The organism is Marinobacterium lacunae (assembly GCF_000705555.1).
In the GTDB taxonomy this organism is placed as follows: domain Bacteria; phylum Pseudomonadota; class Gammaproteobacteria; order Pseudomonadales; family Balneatricaceae; genus Marinobacterium_D; species Marinobacterium_D lacunae.
The window spans coordinates 57,915-72,449 of record NZ_JMQN01000028.1 but is presented as its reverse complement, the minus strand read 5'-3'; the positions used below and the strand labels follow the sequence as shown (position 1 = coordinate 72,449).

Below are 14,535 nucleotides of genomic sequence, written 5' to 3'. Positions count from 1 at the left end.
TGCGGCATACGAGACGGTGAGCAGCCATTAAGCTGCCACCGTGGCCACCTCGAGCTCCAGCTCCCCATCCTCGCCGACGCGGATATCAACATCCCCGCCAGACTCGGCAAGCTCTCCAAACAGAATCATCTCCGCTAGCGGCTTCTTGATCTTCTCTTGGATCAGACGCTGCATCGGACGTGCGCCCATCAGCTCGTCATAGCCTCGCTCGGCAAGCCAGCTACGCGCCTCATCATCAACATGCAGAACGACGCGCTTCTCGTCGAGCTGCGCTTGAAGCTCGGTCAGGAACTTGTCGACTACGCCTTTGACGATATCGCTTGTCAGCGGTTTGAACTGGATAATCGCATCGAGCCTGTTTCGGAACTCAGGGGTAAACAGTCGCTTGATCGCTTCCATACCATCAGTGCTGTGATCCTGACGCGTAAAGCCGATGGAAGCCCTACTCATCTGCTCGGCACCGGCATTGGTCGTCATCACCAGGATGACATTACGGAAATCCGCCTTGCGACCGTTATTATCGGTGAGCGTACCGTTATCCATCACCTGCAAGAGAAGGTTGAAGACTTCCGGATGCGCCTTTTCGATCTCATCGAGCAGTAGCACACAGTGCGGCGACTTGGTAATCGCCTCGGTCAAAAGACCGCCCTGATCAAAGCCAACATAGCCCGGAGGCGCACCGATCAAGCGGGAGACAGTATGGCGCTCCATATATTCCGACATATCGAAACGCACCAGCTCAATCCCCAAAACGCGGGCCAGCTGCGTTGTGACCTCTGTTTTACCAACCCCTGTCGGCCCAGAGAACAGGAAAGAGCCCACCGGTTTGTTAGGCGCCTTGAGACCCGCTCTGGAGAGCTTGATCGCAGCCGAAAGCGTTCCAATCGCCTCATCCTGGCCGAGAACGACCATCTTGAGGTTGGACTCAAGCTTCGCCAACTGCTCCTTGTCGGAGACCGAAACACTCTTCGGCGGAATGCGAGCGATCTTGGCGACGACCGATTCGACATCTACGACATCGATAACTTTCTTTCGGCGCTCTTCCGGCAGCAGACGCTGATAGGCGCCTGCCTCATCAATCACATCAATTGCCTTGTCCGGCATATGCTTGTCATTGATATAACGATCGGCAAGTTCAGCTGCCGCCAGCAACGCCTCATCGGTGTACTCGATGTTGTGATGCTCTTCAAAGCGTGATCTCAGCCCCCGGAGAATCTGATAGGTATCGCTGACGCTCGGCTCTAGGATATCGACCTTCTGGAAACGACGTGCCAGCGCCCTGTCCTTCTCGAATATGCCGCGGAACTCCTGGAACGTGGTCGAACCGATACACCGGATCTCACCTGAGCTCAGGAGGGGCTTCAGCAGGTTTGAGGCATCCATCGAACCACCGGATGCAGCCCCTGCGCCGATGATTGTGTGAATCTCATCGATAAACAGTATCGCATTGGGTTGCCGCTTAATCTCGGCAAGCAACCCCTTGAGGCGCTTCTCGAAATCACCGCGATACTTGGTACCTGCCAGCAAGGCGCCCAAATCGAGCGCATACACCACGCTCTTAGAGATTATATCCGGCACCTTGTCTTCAATGATCAGCTTCGCCAGACCTTCAGCGATGGCTGTCTTGCCGACACCGGCCTCACCCACCAGCAATGGGTTATTCTTACGACGACGAGACAGAATCTGCACCACTCGCTCAACCTCGGCATCACGGCCGACCAGCGGATCGATCTGCCCAAGGGCCGCCTGCTGATTCAGATTCACTGCGTATTGGCTCAGCTGACTCTTGCCGCTTTCGTTGCCTTCATCGCCATCGGTTGCCGCGTCCGACTCGGGACTTTCTGAATCTCCGACCCGAGAAATCCCGTGCGAGATGTAATTGACAACATCGATGCGCTCAATGCCTTGCTGCTGCAAGACATAGGCAGCATGACTCTCCTGCTCGCTGTAGATTGCGACCAGAACGTTCGCACCACTGACTTCCGATTTTCCGGAGGACTGGACATGGAATACGGCACGCTGCAATACCCGCTGAAACCCCAGCGTCGGCTGGGTTTCAAGATTGGGTACATTTTGCGGTAACAACGGGGTGGTTTCGTCAATAAATACTGATAGCTGCTGACGCAAACGGTCAAAATCAGCTCCACATGCGTGAAGCACTTCGGCAGCCTGACGGTTATCGAGCAGCGCCAATAGCAGATGCTCTACCGTCATAAACTCATGGTGCTTGTCCCGGGCAGACTTAAATGCTGCGCTGAGGGTTTCTTCAAGCTCGCGATTCAACATGGCTGCAGCCTCCTGTCAGACCGACTCAACTTCACACAGCAGCGGGTGCTTATTCTCACGGGAATATTGATTCACTTGCGCTGCTTTAGTTTCCGCTACATCTCGAGTAAAAACTCCACACACCCCCTTTCCCTGAGTATGGACCGACAACATCACCTGTGTCGCCTTTTCCTGATTCATATTGAAAAAAATCATCAGAACTTCAACCACAAAATCCATAGGGGTGTAGTCATCATTCATCAATACGACCCGGTACATCGGAGGCCGCTTGAGCTCCGGCTTGACCTGTTCGGCAGCCACTGCACCGTGATCACCGCGCCGCTCATCTCCATCGGCGTCATCCGCCATCATTCTGACTGTTCTGTTGTTGTAGAACGACATAACCAACTGATTTCTCTATGCTTCAACAAACAATATCAATTACTGAAATTCGGCCCTAGTGTCGGGCCGGCCAAATGTTATACTGCCCCGAGCAGGAGTGGTCTCCCCAGTATCAGCAGTCCCTGCAATGATGTAAAGGAGTACCTTTCACGCCGCGCAGGGCGTGGAGGTTCGCGAGTAGCGAAATCAACGGGAGCAGCATATGCAAACAGGGAAAGTAAAGTGGTTCAACAACGCCAAGGGTTATGGCTTCATCCTCTCCGAAGAGTTCGACGAGGAGTTGTTCGCACACTTTTCTGCGATTCTGGCCGAAGGCTACAAGAGCCTCAAAGCCGGCCAGACAGTACAGTTTGAGACCAAGGCAGGTCCAAAAGGCATACACGCGGTCAATATTCGCACGCTGGACTGAGTGTCCAATCAACGACCGTTGTGTGCACAATTTGACCAGAGATGCAGCGCCAGCTGGATCTCGAAGGGTTTGTGCGTCCAAATAGGCGCGTTATTTGCCATCCAGGTGATCGGCTGAACGCTACGCTTGGCGCACATCACCCATTCTTTATACAGCACGCTCTACACACGCACACATTTCGGAAGTCCGCCCTCAACAATGTCTCGTATCTTATTGTTTAACAAACCCTTCAATGTGCTTAGCCAATTCACAGACAACGAAGGCCGAGAGACATTGGCTGATTACATCTCGCAGCCCGGATTCTATGCAGCCGGCCGACTGGACTATGACTCTGAAGGACTTCTTATTCTGACCGACGAGGGCGCCGTACAGAATCGACTGGCCGATCCAAAATTCAAGCTGGAAAAAACCTACTGGGTGCAGGTCGACGGCAACATTACAGAGGACGCACTGGCGAGACTAAGGCAAGGTGTAACGCTTAAAGACGGCCCGACCCGACCCGCCAAAGCCTCCCGTATGACAGAGCCAGACATTTGGCCGCGCAATCCTCCCATCCGCCAACGTGCGAACCAACCCACGAGTTGGATAGAGCTTAAAATCAGCGAAGGGCGTAATCGCCAGGTAAGAAGAATGACCGCTGCCGTAGGTTTCCCGACATTGCGCCTGGTTCGGGCCGCGATAGGCCAGTGGACGCTTGATGACCTTTCCCCCGGTGAAAGCAGGATAGCGGAGATCCACCTACCCGTCAGAACTGCCCCTTCTTCTCAGCGTCGGGGGCGTCGCCAGCCGCCCATGAAGCCGCGGCGTCAAGATCGCTAGTCTTTTGTTCAACCCAGTGCCCGCCCCCTTGCAGCAGCTCTTTTTTCCAGAACGGCGCGTCACGCTTGAGGTAGTCCATAATAAACTGCGCAGCCTCAAAAGCCGCTTGCCGGTGGGCACTTGAGACACCAACAAAGACGATGTTATCGCCAAGAAACAACTGCCCCACTCTATGTCTGACAACCACCACCCCCAAGTCCCAGCGTTCACGGGCCTGCTCAACAATGCGAACCAATGATTTCTCGGTCATTCCCGGGTAGTGCTCAAGCTCAAGCCCATTCAATTGCTCGCTGGCAAGTTCCCGAACGAGACCGGTAAAGGTCACGACCGCACCGCTGCGTGCGCCCTCGCGCCTCAAAACATCGTTGAGCGTCGATAGATCAAAGTCTTCAGTCTGAACGGCAATATCATTTAACGGCATACTTCCCATCACTCCCGGGGCAGCGTACAGATTCACAAACTGGTATTATCGGCCAACACGAGCAGATACCCAAACTCCCGGGCACAATACACCTATCCTAAGAACGCTAGTCGAATATCTCATGCGCTGGACACCACACGCGACAGTCGCCACGATCGTGGAAGACAACGGCCGCTTCCTTCTGGTCGAAGAAACCTCAGGCAGTAATCTGGTTTTAAACCAACCCGCCGGACACCTTGAGGAAGATGAACATTTCATAGACGCCGCCCGTCGCGAAACGCTCGAGGAAACCGGTTGGCACGTTGAACCCGAGCACCTACTCGGCCTATATGTATACAAGGCCCCAGCAAATGGCGTGACATATCACAGGGCCTGTTTCATCGCGCGCGCGTGTTTTCACGATGCTGCACGCGAACTGGATGACGGCATCATAAGGGCGGTTTGGATGACCCGGGACGAAGTGGCTGAAAATATGCACAGACTGCGCAGCGAACTGGTCCTGAAATGCATTGATGATTACCTGGCCGGCACACGCTACCCGCTTTCTTTGATTCATGAACCTTGAAGGACACAACGCGAACCAATGAGCGATAACGCATCCATTAAAGTGATCGTCGGCATGTCCGGCGGCGTCGATTCTTCGGTTTCCGCATTGCTGCTCCAGCAGCAGGGCTATCAGGTCGAAGGCCTGTTCATGAAAAACTGGGATGAAGATGACGGTACCGAGTACTGTACGGCCAAGGAGGATCTCGCCGATGCTCAGGCGGTATGTGACAAGCTTGGCATTCACCTTCATACAGCCAACTTTGCGGCCGAATACTGGGATAACGTCTTCGAACACTTCCTGGAAGAATACAAGGCCGGACGCACGCCCAACCCGGACATCCTGTGTAACCGAGAGATCAAATTCAAGGCGTTTCTGGAATACGCCCAGATGCTCGGCGCCGATATGATCGCGACCGGACACTATGTACGCCGAGGCATGCGCGATGGACATGCTGTCTTGCTCAAGGGACTTGATAACAACAAGGACCAGAGCTACTTCCTGCATCAGGTCGGTGAAGCCGAGCTTGCCCTGACGCTGTTCCCCGTCGGTGAACTGGAAAAGCCCGCAGTAAGAGCGCTGGCTGAAAAACACGATCTGATCACGCATAACAAAAAGGACAGCACCGGTATCTGCTTTATCGGCGAGCGCCGCTTCAGCGACTTCCTCAAACAGTACCTGCCAGCACAGCCCGGCAAGATCGAAACTCCCGATGGTGATGTGATTGGCGACCACCAGGGGCTGATGTACTACACAATCGGACAGCGTCAGGGACTGGGCATCGGCGGGCTTGCAGACTACCCCGAAGAGCCCTGGTTTGTCGCTGGCAAGGATCTGGCACGCAACGTACTGATTGCCGTTCAGGGCACAGATCATCCATTGCTGTTTGCCGAGTGGCTCACCTGTACCGATATATTCTGGATCAACGGTTCAGCGCCGGTCATGCCATTTAAGTGCAAAGCCAAGGTGCGTTATCGCCAGTCCGATCAGGACTGCGTGATTACCCAAACCGAAAGCGGATACAAGGTACAGTTTGACCACCCTCAACGGGCAGTGACACCGGGACAATCAGCCGTCTTCTACCTTGATGACCAATGCCTTGGCGGCGGCGTTATTGAGACCACTTCGCGCATTCAGACAGAGGAGAGCTGCTGATGGCACGCGCACACGACGAACAGGCCATTGCGTTGGCAGGTGTGTTTCAAGCCGCAAGTCTGGTTGAACAGATCGCCAGAAGAGGCATGGTTGCGCAAAACAGCTATGAGGCCTCCATCGCCAGCCTCTTCGTATCCAACCCCAAGGTTACCGAGGATGTGTTCGGCGGTGTCCGTGAGCTGCCGTTCAACCTGAGCCTTGGGCTGAAGCAGATGCAGGAACTCGTCGACAAACGCTCGGGCGGCCTTAACCCCGACATCATGCGCTATGCGCTTTCACTCATTCAATTGGAGAGAAAGCTCAATGCAAGGCCCGATATGCTAGACGAGATCGGCAAACGCTTGGACCAGATCGCCGAAAAGGCGAAATATTTCGCTGGCACGCATGATGGGGAACCAGTTCAGAGAGCCGATGGGTTTGATCCTTCAATCTACACGCACTCCAACGTCATTGCCGGTATTGCCGCACTCTATCAGGACACGCTCAGTACCTTTTCCATACGGATTCAGGTGGGCGGCGATCCTCGCCACCTGCAAAACAGCGAAAATGCCGCTCGCATTCGCGCACTTTTGCTCGCCGGCATACGCGCCGTAATTCTCTGGCGTCAGGTGGGCGGCAAGCGCTGGCACCTGTTTTTCTTCCGCTCCCGGGTGCGTCCCTCACTTAAAAAGATTTCGAGCGCCACCTGAGCTGAAGGCGAAGCGGATCGCGGGTAACCTTTACCCACGATTTCCGCTATAATGTGCGCCCTTTTCGCCCTTTATTCATTCGAACAACCGCCAACTAGTGAGACTGTGTGACATGGAGCTTTCTGCCCTCACCGCTATTTCCCCGGTCGATGGACGTTACGGTAGCAAGACTGCCGATCTGCGTAACGTATTCAGCGAATACGGACTGATCCGTTTTCGCGTAGAGGTTGAGATCCGCTGGCTTCAGCAGCTCGCCGCACACCCGCAGATCGCGGAAGTGCCGGCTCTGAGCGCCGCTGCCGACGCCCGACTGAACAGCATCGTGGACCAGTTTGGTGAGCAGGATGCAGAGCGCATCAAAGAGATCGAGCGCACAACCAACCACGACGTGAAAGCGGTTGAGTATTTCATCAAGGAGCGCATCGCCGATCTGCCGGAGCTCGCCGCCATCAGCGAGTTCGTCCACTTCGCGTGCACCTCAGAGGACATTAACAACCTGTCCCACGCGCTGATGCTGAAAAACGGCGTGGCTGTCATCCGCCCGCAGATGCAGCAGGTTACCGATGAGATAGCCGCCCTGGCACACAAGCATGCTGAGCAGCCGATGCTCTCACGCACCCATGGCCAGACCGCATCTCCTACCACTCTCGGTAAAGAGATGGCAAACGTCGCCTACCGTCTGCAGCGCCAGCTGAAGCAGCTCGACGGTATGGAGTTCCTCGGCAAGATCAACGGCGCCGTAGGCAACTACAATGCACACCTGTCGGCGTACCCGGAAATCGACTGGGAAGCGAACGCACAATCGTTCATCGAGAAGTTGGGCCTGAACTGGAACCCCTACACCACCCAGATCGAACCGCACGATTACATCGCCGAACTGTTCGACTGCGTCTGCCGCTTCAACACCATTCTGATCGATTTCGATCGCGATGTGTGGGGCTATATCTCTCTGGGTTACTTCAAGCAGAAAACCATCGCTGGCGAAGTCGGCTCCTCCACCATGCCGCACAAGGTTAATCCGATCGACTTCGAGAATTCGGAAGGCAACCTCGGTATCGCTAACGCGATCATGCAGCACCTGGCGGTTAAACTGCCCATCTCTCGCTGGCAGCGCGACCTGACCGACTCTACCGTACTGCGCAATATGGGTGTTGGCTTCGGTTACAGCCTGATCGCCTATCAGGCGAGCCTCAAAGGCATCAGCAAGCTGGAAATGAATGCCGAGCGCCTCAACTCTGATCTGGACAACGCCTGGGAAGTGCTGGCTGAGCCGATCCAGACCGTCATGCGCCGCTACGCGATTGAAGAGCCGTACGAGAAACTCAAGGCACTGACACGCGGCAAGGCGATGACGAAAGATACGCTGATGGAGTTCATCGACACCCTTGAGATTCCCGAGCAGGCCAAAGCGGAACTCAAAGCACTGAGCCCCGCCACCTACATCGGCAATGCAGTCAATCAGGCCAAGCGGATCTGATCGCACACTGCGCTGAATAAGAGCCGGCACCTGTGCCGGCTCTTTTATATGCAGCTTTCACCCGAAACCAACAGCCCAATTGCCCTCGATGGCAATCTGTCTCAACAACTTCTAACACAGCGGCTTCGTGATGCTTAGCAATATCCGTATCGTTCTGGTCCAGACATTCCACCCCGGCAACATCGGCGCCGCCGCCCGGGCGATGAAAAACATGGGCCTGTCCCAACTTTATCTGGTAGATCCACGCGCGTTCCCTGATCCCGAGGCGGAATCACGTGCAGCCGGCGCCAAGGATCTGTTGGCCGACGCCGTCGTCGTCAGCAGCGTTGAAGAAGCGATTGCGGACTGCCAGCTTGTCATCGGCACCAGCGCCCGAGAGCGTAGCTATGACCTGCCGCTACTCGATCTTGAAACAACTGCCGGTGTCGCCGTCCAGGAAGCCCACAGCGGTCAGATCGCGATTCTTTTTGGCCGTGAAACCATGGGGCTAAATAATCACGAAATGCTGCTGTGTAATCGTCATCTGTATATCGACGCCAACCCGGAATACCCCGTTCTCAATGTGGCCCAGGCCATTCAGCTCGTCTGCTACGAGCTGCGCCGAGCTGCCCGCAAAACGGAGACATCCAACGCTGAGCCGGCCCCCTATCCCCGCCAGCACGAGATGGTTCTGTTCTATGAACATCTGGAGCGCGTATTACGACTTACCAACTTTATCATTCCCCAACATGAGGGACGGGTAATGGACAAGCTTAAGCGCTATTTCAACCGTTCTCGCCCCGAAAAGACCGAACTGGGCATGCTAAGAGGCATCCTGACCTCTGTAGAAGAGACCGTCGAGCGGCTGACAAAGGGTTAACCCGCGACAATTACATCGGCGTTCTCTCACTGCTACAGTATCGAAAAAAGCAAACGGGAGAACGCGATGAGCCAGACACTGCACCAGCTTGCCGCACAAGCCGCCCAACTTCAGCAAGCGTTGGCCGGCGCAGCAGACAGCATGGAACAATACGAGTACAACCTTCAAGGCATACAGCGCTGCGCCGAACAGATCTCGAAATGCGTGAGAATGGTCGGCAACAATCGCACAGCCGCATTGTCAGCCCGCGACACCCGCAAGATCATGGACCAACTCGAGTCCGCAACCGACGAATTGATGGAGCTGCTATCCAAGTGAGCGACCTACCCCCTCTGGGAGCCATAACTCCCGAAGAGTTTCTGCGCGAGTACTGGCAGAAAAAGCCTCTGCTTATCCGAAATGCCTTTCCCGACTTTGAACCATTGGTCAGCGCGGACGAACTGGCTGGACTGTCCTGTGAGCAGGATGTCGAAGCTCGTATTATACGGTTCGACAATGCCGCCGATACCTGGGCGCTTGAGCAGGGACCATTCAACGACGAGACCTTCGCTTCGCTTCCGCCGACCCATTGGACGTTGCTTGTTCAGGCTGTCGATCACTGGGTACCCGAGGCTGCTGATCTAATGGATCTGTTCAACTTCATCCCGACCTGGCGCGTAGACGACCTGATGATCAGCTATGCCGTGGACGGTGGCGGGGTCGGCCCGCACTACGACAACTACGACGTATTCCTGCTACAAGCCGAAGGCACTCGACGCTGGGAACTCGGCGGCCTGTGCGATGAGCACTCACCAAGGCGCGAAGATGCGCCGGTCATGATTCTTCCCGAATGGGAGGCTAAACAGAGCTTCGTACTTGAACCCGGCGATATGCTGTATCTACCGCCGCAGCTGGCACATAACGGCATCGCAATCGGAGATGGCTGCGTCACCTATTCCATAGGTTTTCGTGCGCCGGCTCACAATGAGATCCTGCGCAGTTTCAGTGATCACATTGGCGAGCAACTGGGTCGGGAACAACGCTACTCGGATCACGACCTGACACGCCAGAATAACCCCGGTGAGATAACCCCCTTCGCACTGGATAAGGTCGCTGGAATCCTCAAGCAGTATCTGGAGGATCGCGAACAGCTCGAGAGTTGGTTCGGTCAGTATATGACCGAGCCAAAGTACCCGGAGCTTTCCGCTGACGCCGAGCAGCTCGATGAGGACGAGATTCTGCAGCTACTTGAGGACGGCTACGCAATCAGACGTAACGAAGGTGCCCGCCTCGCCTTCATCGAGAAGAACAAGGATAGAGTCTTACTGTTCGCCGACGGCAAAACCTACGACGCAAAGCACGAAGCTGCAGAGCTGGCTCGTCAACTATGCGATGAACGAGAACTGAGCCTTGAACAGCTGCCCTCGGTAAGCACCGATGCAATGTCGCTTCTCCGGCAGCTGATTTCAGACGGCGCCTGCTACATTACCGCAGACTGACCCGCCCCCAAACGGCCGATTCCTCAATAAGCGGATATCGGCCGTCCTCACTACGTCTTTCAGACCCGCCAGTAACCACTTATAAAAAGCGGTTATTTTAGACTTTAGTCAAACGTTCCTAACGTTTGGCCGGAAAAATCAAGCTGACTACAGATTTTGTAGTCAAATATTTATAGACGATTAATGCATATAAATATCTATACTTATATCTTTTTGTTTATGTAAATGAGCGTTTTTACCGCTACGACCAAAGTATTTCATACCAAAGAAATAGCAACTCCAGGCCGTGCCATCGCTAGGTTTTTTGCAATGCGAAACGGTTTTCACCAAGTAGTAAAACTACACGCGTCCTGATTTATCCTTTGTAGTCCTGATACATACTTTGCTGCTGTGCACAAAACCGCTTTGACACCTATTCTCCAACGACACATCATTCGGTTCACAGCGCCGCAACACCCCAACATTGCGCGGCACATTAAAGTGAAGCTTTTGATTCACCCAACAGACATTCTGTAGAGGAAAAGCTATGTCAGATTACAAAAAAGCTATCGATGCAGTTGCCAGCCTGAAAGCGGCCAACGGTGCTCCGTGGGAGGCCATCAACCCGGAATACGCCGCTCGCATGAAGGTGCAGAACCGCTTTAAAACCGGTCTGGACATCGCACGCTACACAGCCAAGATCATGCGTCAGGATATGGCCGAATACGACGCTGACTCCTCACAGTACACCCAGTCTCTTGGCTGCTGGCATGGCTTTATCGGTCAGCAGAAGCTGATCGCTATCAAGAAGCACTTCGGCACTACCAACAAACGCTACCTGTACCTGTCCGGCTGGATGATTGCTGCACTGCGTTCTGAGTTCGGCCCGCTGCCTGACCAGTCCATGCACGAGAAAACCTCTGTACCGGCACTGATCGAAGAGCTGTACACCTTCCTGCGTCAGGCAGACGCTCGTGAAATGGGTGGTCTGTTCCGCGCACTGGACGACGCTCGCGAAGCCGGTGATGCCGCTAAAGAAGCGGAACTTCAGGACAAGATCGACAACTTCCAGACCCACGTCGTGCCGATCATCGCTGACATCGACGCCGGTTTCGGTAACGAAGAAGCAACTTACCTGCTGGCCAAGAAGATGATCGAAGCGGGTGCCTGTGCGATCCAGATCGAAAACCAGGTTTCCGACGAGAAGCAGTGTGGTCACCAGGACGGTAAGGTAACCGTTCCCCACGCCGACTTCCTGGCGAAGATCCGCGCCGTTCGCTACGCCTTCCTTGAGCTCGGCGTTGACGATGGTGTCATCGTCGCTCGCACCGACTCCCTGGGCGCTGGCCTGACCAAGCAGATCGCCGTAACCAACGAGCCGGGCGACTTGGGCGACCTGTACAACGCCTTCCTGGATGGCGACTACGTAAATAGCGCTGATGACATCGCCAACGGAGACGTTGTAGTCAAGGCTAACGGCAAGCTACTCAAGCCCAAGCGTCTGGCATCTGGTCTGTTCCAGTTCAAGAAAGGCTCAGGTGAAGACCGCTGCGTCCTCGACTGCATTACCTCTCTGCAGAACGGCGCCGACCTGCTGTGGATCGAGACCGAGAAGCCGCACGTAGGCCAGATCGGCGGCATGGTTAGCCGCATTCGTGAAGTGATCCCGAATGCCAAGCTGGTTTACAACAACAGCCCGTCCTTCAACTGGACTCTGAACTTCCGTCAGCAGGTATTCGATGCCTGGACTGAAGAGGGCAAAGACGTTTCCGCTTACGATCGCGCCAACCTGATGTCTGTCGAATATGACGAGACCGATCTGGCTATCGAAGCAGACCGTCGCATCCAGAGCTTCCAGCGTGATGCATCCCGTGAAGCAGGTATCTTCCATCACCTGATCACACTGCCGACTTACCACACTGCGGCCCTGTCTACCGACAACCTGGCCAAAGAGTACTTCGGCGAAGCGGGCATGCTCGGTTACGTTGCAGGTGTCCAGCGCAAAGAGATCCGTCAGGGCATCGCCTGCGTCAAGCACCAGAACATGGCTGGCTCCGACATGGGCGACGACCACAAAGAGTACTTCTCCGGTGATGCTGCACTGAAGGCTTCCGGTAAAGACAACACCATGAACCAGTTCGGTTAATCGCCCACAAGGCATCCATTACTGACTAGTTCAATACTGCTGCATCCTTGATACCCGCGGTGGTTCATCTCTCCCCAGTGATGAACACCGCGGGTTTTTTATTACTCGACTTCACATACCTGCGTTACACCAATAGCCGGTAAGCGATACACTCGATCGACCCAAGCGAATTGAAGAGCATGACACGGATGAATGTCGACTGGCTTACGCACTTCCCTACCCTTCAGACAATACAAAGCCCAGGCTGGACCGATGCATGCGCCCAGGCGCGCGTGATCCAGCTACCTGCCGAGCAACCGGTGTTCAAAAGCGGTGACAGCTGCCGGCAGTTTTTGCTCGTTCTGGAGGGATCGGTAAGGGTCCAGAAGCTCTCTGAAAACGGGCGTGAGATACTGCTTTACCGTGTGGAATCCGGTCAATCCTGCATCCTCACCACGGCCTGTTTACTGGGCAATAAGGCCTATCAGGCAGAGGCATTCACCGAAACACCCGTATCAGCTGTCATCATCCCCGCCCCGGCCTTTCATAAGGCCATGGAGGACAGTGAATCACTGCGTGAATTCGTGTTTTCAGGATACAGTCAGCGACTGACAGAACTTCTCATGCTGATTGAAGCGATCGCTTTCGGACGGCTTGACTGCAGGCTGGCCGGCTACCTGTTGCAGAATAACTGCACCGTACTGAAAACCACCCATCAGCAGATCGCACGAGAGCTTGGCACCGCACGCGAGGTTGTCAGCCGCACGTTGAAAGAGTTTGAGCACAAAGGCTGGGTTCGACTATCACGGGGCTCCATAGAACTGCTGCAGCCAATATCGTTAAAAAACTTGAGTCATCAGTGACTAAGTCACTGAACCGTCGCGTGCCTTGAACTAGAGTGAAATCAGTTAGAGGCAATGGATTAAGGAGACGTCTCAATGAAAGCGAATGTTGGCGGAATCGATCGCGTACTGCGCGTCCTGTTAGGCATAGCGTTGATTGCTGCAACGCTGGCGGGTGCCCTGCCGGTATGGGGTTGGATCGGCATCGTACCACTTGCAACCGGCTTGTTTAGCTTTTGCCCTCTATACAGCATTCTGGGCATCTGTACCAAAAAGGCTGGCTAACTATCATCGCTGGAGCTGCTATCGAGCAGCTCCGGCAGGTCTGCGATAGAGGCGATCTGGCGATAAGGGCGTATTGAACTGCGCTCAACCTGTGCAGCGTCGTATTTGCCTGTCTCGACAAGAACGCCCGTACACCCACTCAACTGCGCGCCACCGACGTCAGCTTCTATATCGTCACCAACTACGAGCACATCCTCAGGCGGCAACACCATACTGCGACAAGCCTCATGAAAAAACTCGGTCGACGGCTTGCCAATGACCACGGCCTTAACCCCTGCCGCATATTCAAGCGCCGCAACGAATGCACCAATATCAAGCGCAAACTCCCCGCCTGTTAGCCAATATCGATTACGATGGATACAGACGAGCTTTGCGCCTGCCATAAGCCAGTGAAACGCCCTGTTGAGGATGTCGTAACACCACAAGTCCCCAATATCCCCGATTAGGACAACCTCAGGGGACATCTCGTCGATTTCAAAACGTTCAGATAAAGACAGTCGAACACTGTCACTGACCAACGGCGCCACCCGGGTTATCGACTGAGCCTCTAGCCAGGACTCAGCTGCCTGAACAGCACTGAATACTTGCTCTTCCAATGCAGGTATTTCAAGTCGTTGAAGGCTTTCTATCAGCTGATTGCGGGTCTTGGTGGATGTATTGGTGATAAAGCGGACAGCATAGTGATGTGCATTCAACCACTGGATAGTTGAAAGCGCACCCTCGATCAGATAGTCGTCGACATACACCACCCCATCGAGATCAAGCAGCACACCTTTGAACATCATG

16 protein-coding genes are annotated in these 14,535 nt (G+C 54.6%); 12 read left to right on the top strand and 4 right to left on the bottom strand.

Translation table 11 applies throughout. From position 1 onward, the window contains the following. Positions 1–27: 27 nt before the first annotated feature. Both clpA and clpS read right to left on the bottom strand, forming a co-directional pair. A complete protein-coding gene (clpA, locus tag ADIMK_RS10090; RefSeq protein ID WP_036187211.1) occupies positions 28–2,286 on the bottom strand; it encodes an ATP-dependent Clp protease ATP-binding subunit ClpA in 2,259 nt (752 codons plus the stop codon). Between the two features lie 15 nt (positions 2,287–2,301). After that, on the bottom strand, positions 2,302–2,634 hold the full coding sequence (gene clpS, locus ADIMK_RS10085) for an ATP-dependent Clp protease adapter ClpS (RefSeq protein WP_156042876.1): 333 nt from the start codon (positions 2,632–2,634) through the stop codon (positions 2,302–2,304). A gap of 235 nt (positions 2,635–2,869) precedes the next feature. Here clpS and ADIMK_RS10080 point away from each other — a divergent pair, with 235 nt between their 5' ends. Further along, complete coding sequence (locus ADIMK_RS10080; protein ID WP_036187205.1) at positions 2,870–3,076, top strand: cold shock domain-containing protein; 207 nt, start codon at positions 2,870–2,872, stop codon at positions 3,074–3,076. Positions 3,077–3,274: 198 nt separating this feature from the next. Beyond that, entirely contained in the window at positions 3,275–3,895 is a 621-nt protein-coding gene (locus tag ADIMK_RS21690) for a pseudouridine synthase (RefSeq protein WP_081849743.1), read from the top strand. Here ADIMK_RS21690 and moaE read toward each other — a convergent pair. Continuing rightward, a complete protein-coding gene (gene moaE, locus ADIMK_RS10075; RefSeq protein WP_036187203.1) occupies positions 3,822–4,316 on the bottom strand; it encodes a molybdopterin synthase catalytic subunit MoaE in 495 nt (164 codons plus the stop codon). The genes ADIMK_RS21690 and moaE overlap by 74 nt on opposite strands. 121 nt (positions 4,317–4,437) lie before the next feature. Here moaE and ADIMK_RS10070 point away from each other — a divergent pair, with 121 nt between their 5' ends. From ADIMK_RS10070 to ADIMK_RS10025, 10 genes are all read left to right on the top strand, one after another. Continuing rightward, positions 4,438–4,881, top strand: a complete 444-nt coding sequence (locus tag ADIMK_RS10070) for an NUDIX hydrolase (RefSeq protein ID WP_036187200.1) — start codon at positions 4,438–4,440, stop codon at positions 4,879–4,881. Positions 4,882–4,899: 18 nt separating this feature from the next. Beyond that, the gene (gene mnmA, locus ADIMK_RS10065) at positions 4,900–6,015 is read left to right on the top strand and encodes a tRNA 2-thiouridine(34) synthase MnmA (RefSeq protein WP_036187197.1); all 1,116 of its coding nucleotides are present in this window, start codon (positions 4,900–4,902) and stop codon (positions 6,013–6,015) included. Next, complete coding sequence (locus ADIMK_RS10060) at positions 6,015–6,704, top strand: lysogenization protein HflD (protein WP_036187182.1); 690 nt, start codon at positions 6,015–6,017, stop codon at positions 6,702–6,704. The genes mnmA and ADIMK_RS10060 overlap by 1 nt, the downstream gene beginning before the upstream one ends. A 112-nt stretch (positions 6,705–6,816) precedes the next feature. Next, entirely contained in the window at positions 6,817–8,181 is a 1,365-nt protein-coding gene (gene purB, locus ADIMK_RS10055; protein WP_036187179.1) for an adenylosuccinate lyase, read from the top strand. 130 nt (positions 8,182–8,311) lie between these two features. Beyond that, positions 8,312–9,040, top strand: coding sequence for an RNA methyltransferase (locus ADIMK_RS10050; protein ID WP_036187176.1), 729 nt, complete (start codon positions 8,312–8,314; stop codon positions 9,038–9,040). A 66-nt stretch (positions 9,041–9,106) separates the two neighbouring features. Next, entirely contained in the window at positions 9,107–9,358 is a 252-nt protein-coding gene (locus ADIMK_RS22115) for a hypothetical protein (RefSeq protein ID WP_036187173.1), read from the top strand. Beyond that, positions 9,355–10,518: a ribosomal protein uL16 3-hydroxylase gene (locus tag ADIMK_RS10040; protein ID WP_036187170.1), complete on the top strand. Its 1,164-nt coding sequence runs from the start codon at positions 9,355–9,357 to the stop codon at positions 10,516–10,518. Before ADIMK_RS22115 ends, ADIMK_RS10040 begins: the two co-directional genes overlap by 4 nt. 526 nt (positions 10,519–11,044) lie before the next feature. Next, complete coding sequence (locus ADIMK_RS10035) at positions 11,045–12,643, top strand: isocitrate lyase (RefSeq protein ID WP_036187167.1); 1,599 nt, start codon at positions 11,045–11,047, stop codon at positions 12,641–12,643. Between the two features lie 188 nt (positions 12,644–12,831). Further along, entirely contained in the window at positions 12,832–13,485 is a 654-nt protein-coding gene (locus tag ADIMK_RS10030) for a Crp/Fnr family transcriptional regulator (RefSeq protein WP_197027515.1), read from the top strand. Between the two features lie 75 nt (positions 13,486–13,560). Further along, on the top strand, positions 13,561–13,749 hold the full coding sequence (locus tag ADIMK_RS10025) for a YgaP family membrane protein (RefSeq protein ID WP_036187161.1): 189 nt from the start codon (positions 13,561–13,563) through the stop codon (positions 13,747–13,749). Here the strand turns inward: ADIMK_RS10025 and ADIMK_RS10020 are convergent. Continuing rightward, the gene (locus ADIMK_RS10020; protein ID WP_231517034.1) at positions 13,746–14,531 is read right to left on the bottom strand and encodes a TIGR01458 family HAD-type hydrolase; all 786 of its coding nucleotides are present in this window, start codon (positions 14,529–14,531) and stop codon (positions 13,746–13,748) included. The genes ADIMK_RS10025 and ADIMK_RS10020 overlap by 4 nt on opposite strands. Between the last annotated feature and the right edge of the window lie 4 nt (positions 14,532–14,535).

Coding starts and splice junctions, on each gene's coding strand:
- ADIMK_RS10030 (WP_197027515.1), top strand. CDS start 12,832: ATGAATGTCGACTGGCTTACGCACTTCCCTACCCTTCAGACAATACAA.
- ADIMK_RS10080 (WP_036187205.1), top strand. CDS start 2,870: ATGCAAACAGGGAAAGTAAAGTGGTTCAACAACGCCAAGGGTTATGGC.
- ADIMK_RS21690 (WP_081849743.1), top strand. CDS start 3,275: ATGTCTCGTATCTTATTGTTTAACAAACCCTTCAATGTGCTTAGCCAA.
- purB (WP_036187179.1), top strand. CDS start 6,817: ATGGAGCTTTCTGCCCTCACCGCTATTTCCCCGGTCGATGGACGTTAC.
- clpS (WP_156042876.1), bottom strand. CDS start 2,634: ATGGCGGATGACGCCGATGGAGATGAGCGGCGCGGTGATCACGGTGCA.
- moaE (WP_036187203.1), bottom strand. CDS start 4,316: ATGCCGTTAAATGATATTGCCGTTCAGACTGAAGACTTTGATCTATCG.
- ADIMK_RS10035 (WP_036187167.1), top strand. CDS start 11,045: ATGTCAGATTACAAAAAAGCTATCGATGCAGTTGCCAGCCTGAAAGCG.
- ADIMK_RS22115 (WP_036187173.1), top strand. CDS start 9,107: ATGAGCCAGACACTGCACCAGCTTGCCGCACAAGCCGCCCAACTTCAG.
- clpA (WP_036187211.1), bottom strand. CDS start 2,286: ATGTTGAATCGCGAGCTTGAAGAAACCCTCAGCGCAGCATTTAAGTCT.
- ADIMK_RS10020 (WP_231517034.1), bottom strand. CDS start 14,531: ATGTTCAAAGGTGTGCTGCTTGATCTCGATGGGGTGGTGTATGTCGAC.
- mnmA (WP_036187197.1), top strand. CDS start 4,900: ATGAGCGATAACGCATCCATTAAAGTGATCGTCGGCATGTCCGGCGGC.
- ADIMK_RS10060 (WP_036187182.1), top strand. CDS start 6,015: ATGGCACGCGCACACGACGAACAGGCCATTGCGTTGGCAGGTGTGTTT.
- ADIMK_RS10050 (WP_036187176.1), top strand. CDS start 8,312: ATGCTTAGCAATATCCGTATCGTTCTGGTCCAGACATTCCACCCCGGC.
- ADIMK_RS10070 (WP_036187200.1), top strand. CDS start 4,438: ATGCGCTGGACACCACACGCGACAGTCGCCACGATCGTGGAAGACAAC.
- ADIMK_RS10025 (WP_036187161.1), top strand. CDS start 13,561: ATGAAAGCGAATGTTGGCGGAATCGATCGCGTACTGCGCGTCCTGTTA.